Source organism: Symmachiella macrocystis, from assembly GCF_007860075.1.
Taxonomy (GTDB): domain Bacteria; phylum Planctomycetota; class Planctomycetia; order Planctomycetales; family Planctomycetaceae; genus Symmachiella; species Symmachiella macrocystis.
On the sequence record NZ_SJPP01000001.1, the window covers coordinates 388,623 to 407,151 of the forward strand.

The following is an 18,529-nucleotide window of genomic DNA, read 5'->3' on the forward strand; positions in this document are numbered from 1 at the left end:
TGTGGCCAGAGTCGGGGGGAGCCCCAGGCGCACGTCAATGGTTGAGACGGTCGGCGGTGAAACACAAAGGTCTACGGTGTGTTCCCGTTAAGGCCCTAGCTTCCAACCGTCGGCAAGGACGGTATTTTTGGCGCAAACGACGATGCCGTCACAGATTGTCACGTTATCTCGCTCTTTTTGTTCGGTGACAGAGTCGTTGATGATGCGGACGTCCCGACCGATGCGGCAATTTTTATCGATGATGGCCCCTTGAATGACACTCCGTTCGCCGATACCGACGGCGGGTGTAGTCGGCGATTTTCGCTGAAACTCTTGGTCGGATTCATAGTAGTCCGCGCCGATGACTACGGAATCGCGGATGGTCACATCCCGTCCGATACGGCAACGGACGCCGATGACGGAGTTTTCGATAACGGTTCCTGAACCGATCGTGCAGCCGTCGGCGATCAGGCTGTCTGTGATCATTGCACCCGCCATTCGCGTGGGGGGCAGGTAGCGCGGCCGCGTAAAAATGCGGAACTCTTCAGTGTCGAGCGCCATGGGCGGGTTTTCAGTGGTGAGATCCAGGTTGGCTTTCATGAAGGAGCGAATGGTTCCAACATCTTCCCAATAACCGTCAAAGAGGTGCGATTGCACGTGGTGACTGGCGATAGAACTGGGGAAGACCTCTTTGCCGAAATCGGTATGTTCGTATCGAGTCAGCAAGTCGACGAGGACGTCGCGGCGGAAAAGATAGATGCCCATGCTGGCGAGATGTTCGCGTCCGCGCGGTTCTAATCCACGGCTGCGCAACCATTCCGGCGAAGTCCGATAATGATTGATATCTTCTTCGGTTTGAGGTTTCTCGGCGAATTCGACGACTCGGCCGTTTTCATCCAACTTCACCACTCCAAAGCCACTCACGTCCTCCCGCGGTACCGGCAACGTGCCGATGGTCACATCGGCATCGTTATCCATATGGGTTTTGATCATGTCACGGTAATCCATGCGGTACAACTGATCGCCGGAGAGGATGAGCACATATTCGATCCCCCGCTGTTGGATATATCGCAGATTTTGCCGTACTGCGTCGGCGGTTCCTTGATACCAATCGGTGCTATCCAGGGTTTGTTGCGCGGCCAGGGCTTCGACAAAACCAGCGGCGAATGTGTCGAATTTGTAGGTCGAGGTGATATGGCGATGCAGACTCACGCTAAGGAATTGCGTGAGGATATAAACCTGATTCAAACCGCTATTGAGGCAATTGGAGATCGGAATATCGATCAGGCGATATTTCGCAGCGAAGGGGACCGCCGGTTTGGAGCGATATTTGGTCAGGGGAAACAGTCGCGTTCCACGGCCACCGCCGAGGATTAAGGAGATGATGTTTTTCATCAAAGGGTCTCAAATCTGAAGGGCTTTGTTGTTGCCGGCTGATTCATTTGTCGCTGCACCGGCTGACACGCCTCGCAACCTCGCGTTCTAACAAACCAAGGCATTCTGGCGCTGAATCCCCCTCGTCACGACGTCTAAGTTGCTGGCCTACTCCTTGACCGACCGCGTGTCTCCGTGTGCTCAATTACCATTTTTCTACCAGATTTTAATGTCGGTCGATATGCCGTTGAGAAATTCAATTCGCGGCGCAGGGACGATCCGTCCTGAAGAATCGTCAATTGCCGCCTATTTTCACTCGTAATCACACCGGAATTTCTCTGCCGTTTTACCAAGGCTGCAGCTGCGATCAGGGCCGAATGGGGGCTGGGTTACTGTAGGTTTTGACCGTAGCGGCCACGCTGTGCAGGGCGGCGCTCGTGGTTTATGATGGTGGCTAATGGTTAATCGACCAAGCCAGTGCCGAGGATTCGCCCGACCACGATTTTGCCAACGATCAGGCGGAATATTGCGTAGTCAGTTTGAATACCCGACCCAAGTTCTCACGGTGATCTAGTTTTAGGAATCAAGTGATGTTTTCACGATTGTTGTTTTCGCTGTTTGTCGCGATGGTTACGCTTGGCAACTTTGCGGATCTATTGCATGGCAGTGAACCCCCATTGGCCGATTTGTTGCCACGCGCTAAGCGAGTTCTCATCGCCACCGCCCAGGAGACGGCAGATCTGCGGGAGGCAGGCAGCGTGACGGTATCAATCGATCGCGCGTTGCGGGGCCGAGGACGAAAAGAGGAAACGGTCGTCGTGGACCACGATGGAGCGTTGAGCACTGTGCTGTTTGACGAGGGACAACAATATCTGATTTTGTTGCAACCGAGCCTCGATGACGCAGCTGGATGGACTTACGTCGGAAGTTCCGTTCTGCCCTACAAATCAGGCGAGGTGGTCCTGCCGGTTGAGGAGGACCAACCAGCCGACACGGTTCTACTGACCGACTTAATCGGATTGGTCGACCGCTATCCCTCCTCCCCAGATGCCATGATTGCCAACCGGACCTCGCTGAACGGTCGTTGGGTCGCAATGGTTTCGATCCAAGGGCGCGATATTCCCTTTTGGGTTTTGGACATCAGAGATCAAGATGGCAAAGTGTCAGCCGAAGTGGTGGATTTCAACAACCAAAACCAGTCGGTGCACGTTGAATCAATCGCAGTCACCGACGGAATCTTAACTCTAAGAGTCGTAGTGTTGCCTGTGAACTCCTCCTTTGAACACACCTATGTATTTACAGGTAGATTGCGTGACGGAAAAGTGATCGGAAATTTCATCGCCGATAAGAATGCGGCACGTCCCGGCAAGTTGCGAGCTACAGCAGCAAAAGCGATGGCCCAAACCGGCGGAGTGAAACCCTCCTTAGGATTGAATGAATTTAGCCAGTCAACCATCGCCGAAGACGAATTTGCAGCGAACAAACAATTCACCAAGGATTTTCCGGAGAGTCCATTGGCGATGGACACTTTTATGAGGATGTTGAAGTCCGAAACCGGTCGAGGTTTGAAGGAAGAAGAAATCGATGCGCTGGCAAAATCTTACATCGACAACGCCGAATATTGGGGTGAACTGATGCGGCGACAAGCGGTTGTCGATGCCGGCGTCTCAATCGCCGAACAGAAGAAACATCCACAGTTGGCGTTGAAGTACCTCCTTGAGGCCGAAGCGTTTTTGTCCGACACGTCTCCGCAGACTTGGACGATATTGGTTCCGTTTCATGCAGCATTGATGTACCAAGAAATGGGCGAATTGGATGAGGCTTCGCAGCGAATGAACGCATTTCATAAATTGCATCCGTTCGAACCGCTCGGCGCCTACTACGCAGCCGAGATGCTGGAGTCTCGCGGAGAGTTTGCCGGCGCACTACAGATCTATTCGGAACTGGCCTGCTTGCCCAATATGAAGCAATCGCTGGATCAAACTTTTGAAGGGCAGCCCGGATACACTCCTGTGACTAAAAAATTGCAGGAATTATGGGATAAGCATAGCTCAGACGCCGGCGATCAAGCTGCGTTTGTCGGACACATTCTCAAAGCCTATCACAATGGCATTCGTAGTTTTGTGAGCGATCAAATGGAACCGCGGCCGCCGAAACCAGGGACTCAAAACCGCGTGGTGTTATTGGAATTTTTCACCACGGCCGATGCTCCTCTCGGTGTGGGAATTGATGTTGCTGTGACGGGTTTGACACACGCTTTTGGCCCGTCAGAACTCGTGGCACTACGTTACCATTTGCCCACGGAAGAGCCAGACCCCATGGCTGGTCCGCAATGTAAGGAGCGACTCAACTATTACAATTCAAGAGTCGTGCCTTTGATGTATATCGATGGCAAGCAGGTGAATGTGGAGCCTGGGCGTTTGACACATGCTGCAACAATCTATAAATACCTGCGTGAATTGGTGGAACCGATCTTGGTAGAGACCGTCGACATCGAATTAAAACTCAACACAACGGTCGAAGAAGACAGGATGAAGATTGACGTCCAGGCATTGTCGGCTTCAGAATTTGAAGACGACATTCGATTGCGGTTGGTGTTGGTGGAGGAAGAGGTCGCAGTCGAGACACCCAGCGGTGTGCTGTTGCATGAAAATCTCGTGCGTATTATGCCGGGCGGAGCCGAGGGCATTGCTCCCCAAGATGGGAAATTGGCATTTCAAACGGAGCTCTTGCTGGAAGACTACCGTCAACAATTGCTTGACGAACTGCAATCGTACGAAGAGATGCGTAGCAACCTGCTTGGAGAAGAATTCAAGTATGGTATTTATCCCATCGGACCGGTGAGACTGAAACTCGCTGCTTTTGTGCAGAACAACAAGACCAAAGAGGTGCTGCAATCAGCCATCGTCGACCTAAAATTTCTGGATGAGATCGAGGAACCGGCGAAAGAAGAAAAACCGGACGACGAAGCGAAACCTGCTGAGGAGCCCAAACCGGCTGCGGCCGATGCCACTCAAGAGCAGGAGTAAGGTTTCCTACTCCCGGCCGGATTTGCTGGAATTTCCGGGGAAGTTCGCACAAGTCACCTTGGCCGGTCGCTCGAAATTTGTCATGATGTCTAACACGGCAACGATTGCTCGTGTTCCTGGAGAAGCCTGATCATGACAGACCCCTCGACTTTGACGGTGGCGCGATCGGATGCTGGCTACGTCGTGTTTTTAGAGGGTCGGGCGACGATGAACGAAGGCCCCGCCTTTCACACGTTCGTAACACAACTGCTCGATCATGCGGAAGAACCGGCGTTGGTCGTCTGCACCGATGGCTGCGAATACATGGACAGTACGTTTTTGGGCGGCCTGATTTCGCTGCACAAAAAGTATTCTGTGACGGAGCGGCCACGATTCATCGTAGCAGCATCACGAGAATCGCGCGCTCGGCTACTGGTTTCGGCACGATTGGATTTGATTCTCAAACTGACCGACCGCGCGCCGGAGTGTTCAGGAAACCGCTCACCGATCCCCACGCCTCCGGCCAGTTCGCGCGACTTCACCTTGCACGCCATCGAATGCCACCGCCTGTTGGCCGAAATCGGTGGCCCACAGGCGGCGGTGTTTCAATTGGTCGCTGACCAATTGTCCAAAGAATTGGCCGACGAGGATGTGACGGAATAAACGTCGTCCACAGTTGGGACTACGCGACGGAGACCTTCTCCATTTTGTCCCCTTGTTCAATCGAGTTCACAACATCCTGCCCCTCCGTCACGCGGCCAAAGACAGAGTGCTTGCCGTCCAACCATGAGGTCTCGACGTGGGTGATGAAGAATTGAGAACCGTTCGTGTTCGGACCGGCATTGGCCATCGACAGGACGCCGGGACCGTCGTGTTTGAGATCGGCGTGAAATTCATCGTCGAATTTGTATCCGGCGTCGCCGGTGCCCGTGCCTTGCGGACACCCGGTTTGGATCATGAAATCCTCGATCACACGATGGAATTTCAAGCCGTCGTAGAACCCTTCGCCGGCTAGTTTTTCAAAGTTAGCGACGGTGTTGGGAACCTTGTCGTCGTACAGTTCCAACGTGATGGTGCCTTTGTTTGTGACGATGGTCGCGGTTTTCATGAGTCTTCCCTTGTGAGGATAAGTTTTAGTGTTGTGGTCCGTCGCCCATTATTGGGCCGCCCACCAATCATTGATGTTCGCAGTCAGTTCGCGAACTTTGTCGGCGTGATCCGCCGCGAGATTTTTTGTTTCATGCGGATCAGCATCCAGATCGTAGAGTTCAACCCCGGCGGACTCGTCCGCGGGAACGATCAATTTCCAGTGCCCTTGAATGACCCAACGGTATAGCAAACTCGCGCGGGGGCTGTCGATGTCGGCGATGTCATGTGCGAAGATTTCGCCGTGAATCGCAGTTCTTTTCGTCGGATGGCCCGCCGCGACCGAGACCAAATCGATTCCCGGCATTGACGTTGGCGGATCGATGCCGCACGCTTTGAGGATTGTGGGCGCCAAGTCAATGCTGCTGGCCAAGGTGGTATTCTCACCAGGAGCGATTTTCCCCGGCCAACACAACATGATCGGCGTGCGAACTCCTCCGTCGTACTGCGAGCGTTTGCTTTTGGGTGCGTAGCGCCGCGAATCGGTGCTCTGGATCCAACCGTTATCGGTGACGAAGACGACCAGCGTGTCGTCGGCAAGATTGTTCTTATCGAGGAAATCCAACAGCTCTCCGCAAGTTTCGTCGAACCATTCACACATTGCGTAATAGCGAGCAACGTGTATTGAGCGGCCTGGTTTTTCGTATTTCTTGAGCAGCCTCTCGGGAGGATTGTGGGGGCTGTGCGGCAAGAATGGGGCGTACCATAAAAAAAACGGTTCGTCATTCGATTCGCGAATGAAATCAAATATCGGCTCCATCCCCTGCCGACCGATTTTCAGTCCATCATCGCCGTGCCGCCCACCATGTTTGGGGTCGCCATGCGTCATGCCGGCGGTGAATCCGCCCAACCGGTAATTGCCTTCCCACCATTTGCCGCTCTGGTGGCTGCGGTACCCTTGTTTTCCCAACAGCCGCGGCAATGTGGGGGCGTTTTGAATATGCTTGAGCATCAACTGGCGATCGGTCCCTTTGGGGGGATCGTTGCCGGAGATTTTGTGTTGATGCGGATACAGCCCGGTGATCATTGTCGCTAGTGAAGGCCGGCACAAACTGGCCGGGACGTAACCGCGAGTGAAGACCGCACTTTCGCGCGCCAGTTGGTCCAAATTGGGCGTTTTGATGTCCCGGTGCCCCATGAATCCAAAATCGGTCCAGGCCTGGTCGTCGGAGATGATCATCACGACATTGGGCGGCTTGGCCTGGGCATTAACCGGCAATGCAAATAGGGCGAGCAAGCACAGGGCGAGTGGTTTCATCGAGAATCTCCGCAATAAATGGGTCTTCGTGCATGCTAACGAGTCGCTGAAGTGATTGCGACCGATGTGGTGGTGAGGTACAACAGCGGCAGGCAGTGGCGAGTGGCCGGTAGATCAGTTGCCAGAGAACATGGCCCGTACGTTGGACAAGCCACACTGAACACGAGCCAAATATGACAGTCCTTCGCCCTCAGCTTATAAACGTATCGGAGCCAACCCATGTCGACCGAACAATTCGCCTGTTATCTTGTGGAAAAAGACGAAGACGGTACCGTCCGTGCTGGGATGACGCGGCGGCCGTTGGCGGCTTTGCCGGAGGGAGAGGTGTTGATCCGCGTGCAATGGTCCTCTTTGAATTTCAAAGATGGGCTGGCGGCGACGGGGCAGCCGGGGGTGGCGAAGAAATATCCGCACGTGCCGGGGATCGATGCGGCCGGGACAGTCGCCGAAAGCAGCCATGCCGATTTTCAGGCCGGACAACCGGTGATTGTCACCGGCTATGACCTGGGCGCCGGCCAATGGGGCGGCTGGGCGGAGTACATTCGCGTGCCGGCCGAGTGGGTGATTCCGTTACCGGACGGACTCACGTTGGAATCAGCAATGCACTACGGCACGGCGGGGTTCACTGCGGCGATGTCGGTGCAAGCGATCGTTGATCACGGTATCGAACCGGCGAGCGGAAAGATTGTAGTTACCGGAGCGACGGGCGGCGTGGGCTGCATTGCTGTGATGCTGTTGGCCCAACTGGGCTATCAAGTCGTGGCTGTTACCGGCAAAGAAAGCATGCACGCGCAGCTCAAGGAATTTGGTGCCACGGAGGTCGTCGGTCGGGAGGAGATTTTGGATGACAGTTCGCGGCCGCTGTTGTCCGCACGTTGGGCAGGGGCTGTTGATTGTGTTGGAGGCGACATGCTGACGTCGATCCTGCGAGCGACCGACCTACGCGGCTGCGTGACCTGTTGCGGTTTGGTGGCGGGGCCGAAATTGAATATGACCGTGTTTCCGTTCATTCTCCGCGGTGCGGTGTTGGTGGGGATCGACTCGGGATGGTATCCGCGAGATTTGCGTTTGAAGTTGTGGGAGAAACTCGGCGGCGAATGGCGGTTGGACAAGCTAGCGGATTTCACCGAAACGGTACCATTGGCCGACATCGAACCTTCGTTGCAAAAAATCTTGCGCGGCGAAGTCGCTGGCCGGACGTTGGTGGCGGTGGAGTGATGCTTGAGTGTTGGGCGCATGGTTTCGATGGATGCAGACGGAAGAACCACGAAAAACGCGAATGACACGAAAAAAAAGAAAATGATGGAACGTTGTAAATCTCATACATAGAACCGGGTGGCGAAGGACTTAGGGCGAGGATTGCCTTGATCGGCGGGGGGCGTTAGGGTGGTGGTTTGTGTTTGAGATTTGATTTTGGTGGCGAATCGCCACTGAAATATGCTTGTGATTGAATGGAAAACGACAGGGACACATGACCACATCCGGCGACATCTCCACCCAAGAATTTACCATCAATGACCGCACCTATCGCCCGCCTGCGCGGCCGATCGTGGTGATTTGTATCGACGGCTGTGCGGACGAATATCTCAGTATCTCGATCGCCAAAGGCCGCATGCCAAACGTGGCGCGGATTGCCGGTGAGGGATATCGCGGGCTGGCCCGCGGGGCGTTGCCGTCGTTCACAAACGTGAATAACTCATCCATCTGCACTGGCGTGACGCCGGCGGTGCATGGGATTTGCGGCAACTTCTTCCTCGATCCCGATACCGGTGAAGAGGTGATGATGAATTCGGCCAAATATCTACGGGCCGAAACGATTCTGGCCGCTGCGGCCAACGCCGGACGCAAGGTCGCGATGGTCACGGCCAAAGAGAAACTGCGGGACATACTGTCGCACAACTTAACGGGCATCGCTTTTTCGGCGGAGAAGGCAAACGAAGCCCAAATGGCCACGCACGGCATCGACGACGTCGAAGAACTGGTTGGTGCCCCCACGCCGGAGATTTATAGCGGCGACGCCAGTTTATATGTGCTCCAAGCAGGAGCGGCATTGGTCGAACAGGGGCGGGCGGATTTTTTGTATCTGTCGCTGACTGACTTTATGCAACACAAGTTTGATCCCTGGCAAGAAGAATCATTGGAGTTCCATGCGGGGATCGACCGGGAGATCGGACGGCTACTCGACGCCGGGGCGATCGTAGCGGCGACCGCCGATCATGGTATGAACGCCAAACAAAAAACCGACGGCAGCCCGAATGTGATTTACCTCGAACCGCTGTTGACCGAAGAATTCGATGCAAACATCAAGGTCATTCTACCGATCACCGATCCCTACGTCGCGCATCACGGGGCGTTGGGGTCATTGGCCATGGTACATCTGCCCGATTCGGTGCGGACTGATCCGGTAATTTCTCGCCTGATGGAAATCGATGGAATTACGGAAGTCCATTGCCGGGCTTCGGCGGTCCGAAAATTGGAACTGGCCCCCGACCGGATCGGCGATTTAGTTGTGTTGTCGGGACGGGACGTTGTGTTGGGCCGCTCACCGGGGCACCATGACCTCAAAGCGGTGGCCAGCGGACTCCGCTCGCATGGCGGCCGGTACGAGGAGATGGTCCCGCTGCTGGTCTCGGAGCCATTGAACGATACGTACCGCCGCAAGGCGAGTGGCGATCCGCGAAATTTCGACGTGTTCGATTTTGCCGTCAATGGGACGGGGGCTGAGGCTTGAGACGACAGGCTTGAGATGTGGCGGATTGAAGAGACCAATGATCTGACGGTGAAATACCGGTGAAACCCGCCCGAGCCTAGATACGTAGGTTGCGTGGGCTGTTACAATTGTGGGTTGCCGGTTTGATGTCCGGTGTGTGACTTTTTTACGCTGTGAAGAGTTTGCAAGCGAGGAACTTGGGATCGATGAGCACGCGACTTATTCGAATGAGCAGCTTAATCTTGCCGGTGATCATGCTGACCTTGGGCGGGGCGATCACGAGCGTTGCTGCGCCGCCGTCGGAAATCAAAATCGACGGCAAATTTCTGGACTGGGCCAAATTGCCCAAATACACGGATCCAGCGTATGACTGCCACGATACCGATGGAGAAACCAAAGACTACAAACCCAAGACGGTGCGGAATCCTGGCGCGGATTTGATCGAATTCAAATTCACGCACGATGCGGAGAATCTGTATGCCTATTTCAAAACAACCGGAAAATTCGGCCGGACGCAGCGCGGTGCGACCGGACCGGTCAACACGCGTCGCCGACGCGGTCGCGGGAGGGGCAAAGGCCAGAAGGTACGCGTTGCCGGGCGGTTTTATGCCATCTTGACGATCGACGTCGACAACAACGACGAAACTGGATATTGGCTGCACGAGGGGGGCTACTATCCCACGTCGCGGGGCTACGATGTGAATTGCGAAGTCGAATGGTACAACGGCGAATTCAATGCGGCTCCCTATTTAAATCACTGTTGCCTCGACGATGCCGAGTTGCAGGAAGCATTTTTGGAGCAATCGTCGGGGAAATACGTGAAGGGCAAGGATGGGCCGTATCCCGCGGGATTCATGCGGCTGAAACCGGGGACCTACAAAAAATACACGCAGTGGGTCTACCACAAGGACGACACGATTACCTTTGTGCTCGATAAAGGACCGATCGTGCACGGGATTGTGACCGGAGCGATTTCTAGAGACGAGCATGAAGCCGAGATCTGTTTTCCGATGAAGGGATTCCTGGTCGACGAAAATGGCAAGCCAATCGTCGAGTTGGGCAAGACGCTCGACATTTCCTTCTCCTTGGAAACCAGCGGTGAGTTAGGACCGGACGGCGAATGGTCCTCCGACACGGCTGATCCGATTGAAGGTTACGTACTGGAACCGGCCGCGGAAGCAGCAGTTGAATCAACCGCCGAATCAAAGGCGGAATAGTTTTACCGAGTGGTAAGATTTTATTTTTATATACGGTGCGCGTGAATCCTGTACCGTCATCGAATCCATAGCCGACTGGCTTCATCCAAGCTGAATTCTGATAGGTGCGCAGTATTTTGGACGATATATTCCCCTGCTTCGTCGCCGGCAAGGCCGTTGCATCAAGCACGACTTTTGACGTTACGAATCCCTACAACAACGAAGTCATCGCCCAGGTTGCACAGGTCACACCTGCTGAGACAGAGCAGGCGATCCAAGCGGCACTGGAGGGGGGCGAGCCGTTGTCACGGTATCGGCGGTACGAGATTCTCAACGCGGCCCGCGATCTGCTGCTGGAACGCAGCGATGCCTTTGCGCGGTTGATCTGTGCCGAATCGGGAATCTGCCTGCAGGAAACACGCTACGAAGTGGGCCGGGCGAGCGATGTGTTTCAATTCGCCGCCATGGAAGCGCTGAAGGATGACGGGCAAATTTTCTCCTGCGACGTCTCGCCGACCGGCAAGGCAAGGAAGATATTTACGCTGCGCGAACCGGTGAAATTGATCTCAGCGATCACGCCTTTTAATCATCCACTGAATCAGGTCGTCCACAAATTGGCACCGGCAATTGCCGCCGGCGCACCGGTCTTGCTCAAGCCATCGGAAAAAACCCCACTGACCGCCATTCGCTGCGCGGAGCTGCTCTACGAGGCGGGGTTACCCGGCTGGATGTTGAGCGTGCTGCTGGGTCCGTTGGACGAAGTGGCGAAAACCATGGTGACTGATCCCCGCGTGGAGTTGGTCACCTTCACCGGTAGCGTCAACATTGGTAAACAGATCGCCCACGAAGCCGGATACAAAAAGGTCGTTTTAGAATTGGGCGGAAACTCGCCGCTGATCATTCTTGATGATGCCGACATGGACTTGGCCGTTCATTTGGCGGCCGAGGGCTGTTTCCGCAATTCCGGCCAACGGTGCACAGCCGTCAAACGGTTGTTGGTGCACGAGAATATCCTTGCCGAATTCACACAGCGATTCGTGGAACGGGCGGCGGAGTATGTTGTCGGCGATCCCGCCGAGGAACAGACGCGTGTGGGGACGGTGATTGACGAAGCGGCGGCAATGCGATTGGAGTCGGTCGTCAACGATGCGGTCGCTGCCGGGGCCAAGGTGCTGCTGGGTGGCGAGCGGCGCGGTGCTCAGTTATCGCCAACGGTCATTGCTGACGTGCCTCGCGATGCGGAGATGGTGGTCTGTGAATCGTTCGGCCCCTTGGCGCCAATCATGTCGGTCCGTGACATCGATGATGCGATCGAATTGGCCAACGCGACCGATTTCGGTTTGTCCTCGGGCGTCGTCACCGACAGCCTGGACCATGCGCTGCGAGCCGTTAAAGGCATTCGTACCGGCACGGTCAACATCAACGAAGTCCCCGGCTATCGTATCGAGTGCTCTCCCTTCGGCGGCGTCAAAGATTCCGGCCTGGGCATTAAAGAGGGGGTTATCGAGGCGATGAAGTGTATGTCGAACGTGAAGACGTTTTCGCTGCCCTTTTAGGCTAAGTGGCCAGTGGCCAGAGAGACGTTCGCACCGTTCCTGGCTCTCCCACCACAACCTCACGCCTGTCCCCTCAAGCCTCAAGCCTCTTTTGAACGGCTGAAGTTTTCCCAAACTGACCGCTTGCGGTCGTAATTGGCAAGCGATTTAGACAAAATGTCCGGTGGTCAGGATCACTCTTCTTGGAAAACTAGATTCATGAATTCAACACCAACCTCCCCTCCCGATAAAGTCCTCTTTACGCCCGGGCCGTTGTCAACGAGTCCGACGGTTAAGCAGGCGATGTTGCGCGATGTGGGGTCGTGGGACCAGGAATTTATTGACATTGTGCAGCGGATTCGAAACCAACTGCTGACGCTCGCCGGTGTCTCGAAAGTAGCGGGTTACGAAGCGATTCCTCTCCAGGGAAGCGGCTCGTTTGGCGTCGAAGCGGCGATCGGGAGCAGCGTTCCGCCCGGCGGAAAAATGTTATCGCTGGTCAACGGGGCCTATGGCGAGCGGATTGCCAAAATGGCGCAGCATTTGAAAATCGATCAAGTGGTGCTGCATTCTGAGGAAAATGAAATTCCCGATATCGAGCAATTGCGGCAAACCTTGGCCGATGATGCGGATATTACGAACGTGATCGTCGTGCATTGCGAAACGACGACGGGGATCGTGAATCCGATCGAAGAAATCGGCAAGATCGTCGCTGCGGCGGGGCGGATTTATACCGTCGATGCCATGAGTTCCTTTGGCGCGTTACCAATCGATTTACCGGCCTGCCAGATCGACTATTTGATTTCATCGGCCAACAAATGCCTGCAAGGCGTGCCGGGGTTCTCGTTTGTACTAGCGCGGCGCGCGGTCTTGGAAGCGAGCGAAGGCCATGCCCGCAGTTTGTGTCTGGACTTACTCGACCAATGGCAAGCGTTTGAAACGCATGGTCGGTTTCGCTACTCCCCACCGACACATAGTTTTTTGGCGTTAGAACAGGCGTTGGTCGAACTTGAGGCTGAGGGCGGCATGGCGGGTCGTGCGACTCGGTATGAGGAGAATCGCTGCACGCTGATCGCCGGTATGCGGCGGCTCGGTTTTCGTGAATACCTGCAGCCGGAACAACAAAGCTGCATCATCTCGACATTTCATTACCCCGCGGATCCAAAGTTCGATTTCGACACGTTTTATAATGTGCTCAAAGAACGGGGCAGCATTATCTATCCCGGCAAATTGGGCGACGTCAATTGTTTTCGCATCGGCACCATTGGACACATGTTCCCCGCTGATGTGGAGAATCTGTTGGCAGCCATTGAAGATGCCATTGCAGTAATGGAATTGGACATGACAATGGTGGCTGCGTGTTGATAGGTGGCTAGTAGCCAGTGGCCGGAAAGTTAGGGAGAGGCGCTCGATGATGATTTCCACGCTTTGGTGCGAGGCCATTTTTGCAAGAAACCGGGCGTGGTTGTGTGTGCCGGTGATTGGGTTGCTGGTTTGTTTGTTGGGCTATTCTGTGACTTGTCACGGCGAGGAATTCCCCGAGTCCATTCAATCGCCGACCATTGACCGGTTGCATCGGCTGTCTCCCAAGTTCCTGAGCGGGGCACAACCTGAGGGAGAGGCGGCGTTTCGTGAATTGAAAAAGCTTGGCGTCAAAACCATCATCAGTGTGGATGGGACAAAGCCGGATGTATCAGCTGCTCGCAAACACGGGCTGCGGTATGTGCATTTGCCGATTGGTTACGATGGCGTCGAATCGCAACGGATGTTGCAAATTGTCAAAGCGGCGCAAACGCTTGATGGTCCGGTCTTCGTGCATTGTCATCACGGCCGCCACCGTGGTCCCGCTGCCGCAGCAATCTGTTGTCGGGCAACGGAAAAATGGGATGACGAGACGGCCCTCGCCTGGTTACAGGAGGCGGAGACCTCGCCCAAATATGCGGGACTGTTTCGCGTCGTCCGCGAGTTTCAAATGCCCTCCAAAGACGACCTGGCCAAGGTGCCGACTGACTTTCCTGAAACTGCCCAGCTATCCACCACCGTCGAAGCGATGGTGACGATTAATGCCTGTTGGGAACGGCTTAAGGAAATCCAAAAGCATGGTTTCCGTGCATTACCCAACCATCCCGATGTCGTGCCGGATCAAGAGGCGTTGCAATTGGCCGAACATTTTCGCGAACTAGCCCGCAACGAAAATAGTAAACAACTATGTGGTGACTATCTGCGTCAATTGTCCGCCGCGAACGAGACAGCCACGACGCTGAGCAGACGTCTCAGCGCGTTGGCGAAAGACCGTTCCCAGACGTTGATTGAAGATTCAGCCAAACTGATGCAGCGGTTGCAAAACCACTGCTCACAATGCCATGCCGCGTTTCGGGATGGAATGTAGACGGCGGCGATTGGTCTTGGCACATTAGGCAGTGGCCGATAGAATCCGCGCTCTCTCAACTCTACATTTCATCTCTCAATTCTTGTCGCCGGACTTCCTCGGCAAGGAGAAAAATCTCATGCGAATTCGGCAATGTCTGCCTCTCTGCGCGCTTGCAGCGTTGATGTTTGGTTCTGTGGTCGGATGTGAATCCGGTCATCTACTCAACCGCGGCGAAGGCCCCAGTAGCGATCACTATCTCTTCTCGGTCGAAGATCCGATCCCTGGCGACGCCTGGAATACGCGCGGAGACGACGAAAAGCACTCCTACGGCCATTAGCAGCAGTGACGTGCATTTCAAAATCGTGAGGCACGGATTAACACCGATGAAACACGGATAAAGTTGGCTATTTTAGGTCTCTTAACAGCTGCCAAATCAGCGTCGGTCGACAGACGAATTTTGGAGATAACCAAGAAGCGCCACGGAACCCATCTTTTTTTATCCGTGTTCGATTCGTGTTAATCTGTGGCTAAGATCCCTGAACCCAAGCCGCTGAAACTGCGCAGCTACAGCGAGCCTTTGGTCGAGGGGACCGAGGTTTCGCGGGGATCGATGCTGACCGCTTCGCGCAAGGCGCGGGCGGTGGTTTTGAAGATGCCTTCTGAGATGTGGTGGCTGTTGCGGCCGTGGTGCAGGACCAAGTGCAGGTTCATCTTGGCGTTGGCCGAGACCGCTTGCCAAAAGTCCTCGACCAATTGCGAATCGAACTCGCCGATTTTCTCCGTGGGAAATTCGACCTTGTAGACAAACCACGCCCGTCCGCTCAAATCGACGGCTGAGGTAATCAACGTCTCTTCCATGGGCAATGTCTTGCCGCCATAGCGGGTGATGCCCTGTTTGTCTCCCAACGCTTCAGCGATCGCTAGCCCCAAGCAGATGCCCACATCCTCGACCGTGTGGTGTTGGTCGACTTCTAGGTCGCCGTTGCAGTCGATCTCCAAGTCCAACAAACCGTGCCGTGCGAGCAGCGTCAGCATGTGGTCAAAAAAACCGACGCCGGTTTGAATTTTGGATTGTCCCATGCCGTCGAGATTCAGCGTGAGCGTGATCTGCGTTTCGGCCGTTTTGCGATCGATGGTGGCGGTGCGACTCATGGTGGACTCATCGTCAAAAGAAAAAATGTCCGGTCGAGAGAGAAACGACTTCTAATTAGTATCACAGCGAATTGCGCCGCGGTAGGGGCCTGGGAAATTCGCCCCCGGTTCGCCGGCGATTTGAGCGATATAACCGGAACAAACGTTGTGGCCGCGTGAATCCAGCGGCCTGCCCCCCGACGAAGCCGAGGGATGGGGTCGTCAGACGATTTCGCGTAAGGCGGCCGAGAGTATTTCGTTTTGCTCATTAGTGCCAATGGTCATCCGCAATCCGGTGAGCGGTTTGTCCTGGTAGGTGACATCGGGGTAGGTCATAAACCGCACCAGAATTTTTCGCTCTTTGAGGGCTTCAAAGATTTCGCAGTGTTCACGCTGCGGGTGCGTAGCCCAAACGAAATTTGCTTGGCTGTTAACGACATTGAAACCGAGGTCGACCAACGTCGCAGACAAGGTCGCCCGCGTTTGTTGAATTTTGGCGGTGTTGTCTAGCATCCATTGTTGATCGCGTAGTGCGGCGGTTGCAGCGGCCAAAGCGATGCCATCGCAGTTGTAGCTGTCCTTGACCTTCCGCATGCCGGTGATGACATCAGGATGAGCGACGGCGAAGCCCATGCGGATGCCGGCCAGTGAATAAGATTTGCTAAACGACCGCGTGACGATCACCCGCTCGCCAGCATGACGGGAAAAGATTTCTCCGCAATGCGGCTGGTCGGGAAAATCGCCGTATGCCTCATCGAGGACGAACATCCCCTGGGGCGGAATGAGTTCCGCGATCTCGTCTAAGCTCCATCGATTGCCCGAAGGGGAATTAGGATTGGGGACCAGCGCCAGCTTGGCTTGTTCAATCAACAGCCGGCAAGTCTGCATGTCCCACGACCAATCGGCATTGAGGGGCAACCGCTCATGGCGGCCTCCCTGAATATCAACCAACGTTTCATAGAGGATGTAACTCGGATAGGGGGAGACCACTAACTCGCCCGGGTCGACGAAGGAACGGATGATGATCGTCAGATTCTCGTCACTGCCGTTGGCGGGCAAAACCCAATCGGCATCGACACCGAAAAGCTCCGCCGCCACCGTACGAAACTCCGTGGCGATCGGGTCGGGATAGAGTCGCAAGCGGTCAGTCGCCGCGGCTTGGATGGCTTCGAAAACCCGCGGCGAGGGGGGATAGGGGTTTTCGTTGGTGTTCAACTTCACCCAATCGGTAGTCTGCGGTTGTTCGCCGGGGACATAGCCGTCAATGCGATCGATATTCGGACGGAAAAGGCTCATAGGTGGGGAACTCGTGATGTCGTTTAACAAAAAATGTGATGCTCTTTTGGGAGGGCGAGGCTCCTGCCGGATACGTTGTTATAGATCCGTAGGCAACCCGTAGGGGGCGCGGTAGGTTTTCGTCAGCAGTTTGGCTGCGGCGGGATTGTCTTGGATCGTTTCGGTCGCCGGGTCGAAGTTGATTACGTCTTGCGCGCGAAAGGCGATTTCGCCCAGGTGCACTAGCGAACAGGAGAGGTGCGAGATTTCCGGCGTACAGATCGCTGTCTCCCGCGTGCGGACGCACTTCAGGAAATCGACCATGTGTTCATCGTATCCCCGTCCGGCACCGCCGCGGATTTCCTTGGGGACGGTCGGCCCCTCTTTTTCCTTCGCTCCCAGATAGACCTGATAGTAACCGCGGCGTGAAAAAATCATATAGCCTTCGGTGCCGTAAAACGTGTTTCCGCTGTCGAAGCCGCGATAGCCATACGGCGTGAACAACCGGTCCTCATATAACAGCACTTTGTCGTCGTCGTAGTGAAAGGCGACCATCATGTTGTCAGGATAATCGCGGTCTCCCCGTTTGGCGATCGTGCTGCCGTGTGCTGTGATGCGATTGGGATGCGTGGTCACGCCCAGTCCCCAGCGGGCCATGTCGATATCGTGAATCCCATCGTCGCCGATGTCGCCGTTGCCGTAATCGCGAAAGACCCGCCAATATTGATGGAAGCGGTTTTCATTGAATGGCCGCTCCGGGGCCGGTCCCAGCCAACGGTCGTAATCGACCCCGGCCGGCGGTTTTGAGTCAGCGACTGGTTTGCGAACCTCTCGGTTCTGGCAATTCCAAGCCTTGGTCATTTTGACTTCGCCGAGGATTCCCGATGCCAACAGTTCCCCCGCGCTTTCGGTCACCGGACTGGATCGCATTTGAGAGCCGTGTTGGAACACGACGTTGTATTTCTTGGCGGCGGCAATATACAGCGGGCCTTCGGCAAAGACGTGCGATCCCGGTTTTTCGAGGTAGATATCTTTACCGGCCTGCATGGCCGGCAGGGCAATTGGCGCATGCTGGTGGTGCGGCGTGGCAACGATGACCGCTTGCACGGTTTTGTCGTCCAGCACCTCTTCAAAATTTCGGGTTCGTTGGGGCTCCTGTTTTTGAAACCCGCTGATTGCCTTAGCAATCCCCCGCCGTTCCGGTTGGTGGTCGTCGACGTCGCACAAGTGGGTAAATTCCACCGGCAGGCCGCGGGCCACGATCCTGCGGACATGGCTGCTCATAATTCCCCCGCAACCGATTAGTCCGACGCGTATTCGTTCCGGTTGTGGTGCAAATGCCGCTGCTTCCGACGCAGCGGCGATGGCTGCGGCCGTGGTGGCGGTGGTGGCCAAAAACTTCCGGCGGGTGATTTCGTCGGCCATAGCATGATTCTCCGGGAAACGGGTTGATTTCGGCAGTGACAACTAGTCTATAGCGTCGCAATCAGGCCCGTGGTTTGCAAGGAATCCGGGATGTTGTGGATGCATCTGGGGTGATTTTGGC

General features: G+C 55.2%; 15 protein-coding genes. 9 read left to right on the forward strand and 6 right to left on the reverse strand.

Translation table 11 applies throughout. The features are described from left to right. Nucleotides 1–87: 87 nt before the first annotated feature. Nucleotides 88–1,374 (reverse strand): glucose-1-phosphate adenylyltransferase, encoded by a 1,287-nt coding sequence (locus CA54_RS01520; protein WP_146369113.1) that lies wholly within the window; start codon nucleotides 1,372–1,374, stop codon nucleotides 88–90. Between the two features lie 569 nt (nucleotides 1,375–1,943). On the opposite strand from CA54_RS01520, the gene CA54_RS01525 reads away from it, so the two are divergent. Together CA54_RS01525 and CA54_RS01530 are read left to right on the forward strand one after the other, a co-directional pair. Beyond that, nucleotides 1,944–4,382: a tetratricopeptide repeat protein gene (locus CA54_RS01525; protein ID WP_146369114.1), complete on the forward strand. Its 2,439-nt coding sequence runs from the start codon at nucleotides 1,944–1,946 to the stop codon at nucleotides 4,380–4,382. A gap of 132 nt (nucleotides 4,383–4,514) precedes the next feature. Then, complete coding sequence (locus tag CA54_RS01530; protein ID WP_146369115.1) at nucleotides 4,515–5,024, forward strand: STAS domain-containing protein; 510 nt, start codon at nucleotides 4,515–4,517, stop codon at nucleotides 5,022–5,024. 19 nt (nucleotides 5,025–5,043) lie between these two features. Here the strand turns inward: CA54_RS01530 and CA54_RS01535 are convergent, their stop codons facing one another. Together CA54_RS01535 and CA54_RS01540 are read right to left on the reverse strand one after the other, a co-directional pair. Continuing rightward, on the reverse strand, nucleotides 5,044–5,469 hold the full coding sequence (locus CA54_RS01535) for a peptidylprolyl isomerase (protein WP_146369116.1): 426 nt from the start codon (nucleotides 5,467–5,469) through the stop codon (nucleotides 5,044–5,046). Nucleotides 5,470–5,517: 48 nt separating this feature from the next. Continuing rightward, nucleotides 5,518–6,765, reverse strand: coding sequence for a sulfatase family protein (locus tag CA54_RS01540; protein ID WP_146369117.1), 1,248 nt, complete (start codon nucleotides 6,763–6,765; stop codon nucleotides 5,518–5,520). 219 nt (nucleotides 6,766–6,984) lie between these two features. Here CA54_RS01540 and CA54_RS01545 point away from each other — a divergent pair, with 219 nt between their 5' ends. The 7 genes from CA54_RS01545 (at nucleotide 6,985) to CA54_RS01575 (ending at nucleotide 14,914) form a co-directional block, all read left to right on the forward strand. Then, nucleotides 6,985–7,983: an acrylyl-CoA reductase family protein gene (locus CA54_RS01545; protein ID WP_146369118.1), complete on the forward strand. Its 999-nt coding sequence runs from the start codon at nucleotides 6,985–6,987 to the stop codon at nucleotides 7,981–7,983. Nucleotides 7,984–8,236: 253 nt separating this feature from the next. Next, on the forward strand, nucleotides 8,237–9,496 hold the full coding sequence (gene phnA / locus CA54_RS01550) for a phosphonoacetate hydrolase (RefSeq protein ID WP_146369119.1): 1,260 nt from the start codon (nucleotides 8,237–8,239) through the stop codon (nucleotides 9,494–9,496). A gap of 185 nt (nucleotides 9,497–9,681) precedes the next feature. Next, nucleotides 9,682–10,692: a hypothetical protein gene (locus CA54_RS01555; RefSeq protein ID WP_146369120.1), complete on the forward strand. Its 1,011-nt coding sequence runs from the start codon at nucleotides 9,682–9,684 to the stop codon at nucleotides 10,690–10,692. A 116-nt stretch (nucleotides 10,693–10,808) separates the two neighbouring features. Continuing rightward, nucleotides 10,809–12,227 carry an aldehyde dehydrogenase family protein gene (locus tag CA54_RS01560; RefSeq protein ID WP_146369121.1) on the forward strand — a complete coding sequence of 473 codons (1,419 nt, stop codon included), beginning with the start codon at nucleotides 10,809–10,811 and terminating at the stop codon, nucleotides 12,225–12,227. A gap of 198 nt (nucleotides 12,228–12,425) precedes the next feature. Continuing rightward, a complete protein-coding gene (locus CA54_RS01565) occupies nucleotides 12,426–13,571 on the forward strand; it encodes a 2-aminoethylphosphonate--pyruvate transaminase (protein WP_146369122.1) in 1,146 nt (381 codons plus the stop codon). A gap of 46 nt (nucleotides 13,572–13,617) precedes the next feature. Then, complete coding sequence (locus CA54_RS01570) at nucleotides 13,618–14,595, forward strand: hypothetical protein (protein WP_146369123.1); 978 nt, start codon at nucleotides 13,618–13,620, stop codon at nucleotides 14,593–14,595. A 118-nt stretch (nucleotides 14,596–14,713) separates the two neighbouring features. After that, nucleotides 14,714–14,914 carry a hypothetical protein gene (locus CA54_RS01575; RefSeq protein WP_146369124.1) on the forward strand — a complete coding sequence of 67 codons (201 nt, stop codon included), beginning with the start codon at nucleotides 14,714–14,716 and terminating at the stop codon, nucleotides 14,912–14,914. 227 nt (nucleotides 14,915–15,141) lie between these two features. Here CA54_RS01575 and hisB read toward each other — a convergent pair whose 3' ends face one another. The 3 genes from hisB to CA54_RS01590 all read right to left on the reverse strand — a co-directional run bounded on the left by hisB (nucleotide 15,142) and on the right by CA54_RS01590 (nucleotide 18,408). Continuing rightward, nucleotides 15,142–15,729 carry an imidazoleglycerol-phosphate dehydratase HisB gene (gene hisB, locus CA54_RS01580; protein WP_146369125.1) on the reverse strand — a complete coding sequence of 196 codons (588 nt, stop codon included), beginning with the start codon at nucleotides 15,727–15,729 and terminating at the stop codon, nucleotides 15,142–15,144. 201 nt (nucleotides 15,730–15,930) lie between these two features. Then, nucleotides 15,931–17,004: a histidinol-phosphate transaminase gene (gene hisC / locus CA54_RS01585; protein WP_146369126.1), complete on the reverse strand. Its 1,074-nt coding sequence runs from the start codon at nucleotides 17,002–17,004 to the stop codon at nucleotides 15,931–15,933. A gap of 78 nt (nucleotides 17,005–17,082) precedes the next feature. Further along, entirely contained in the window at nucleotides 17,083–18,408 is a 1,326-nt protein-coding gene (locus CA54_RS01590) for a Gfo/Idh/MocA family protein (protein WP_146369127.1), read from the reverse strand. Nucleotides 18,409–18,529: the final 121 nt, after the last annotated feature.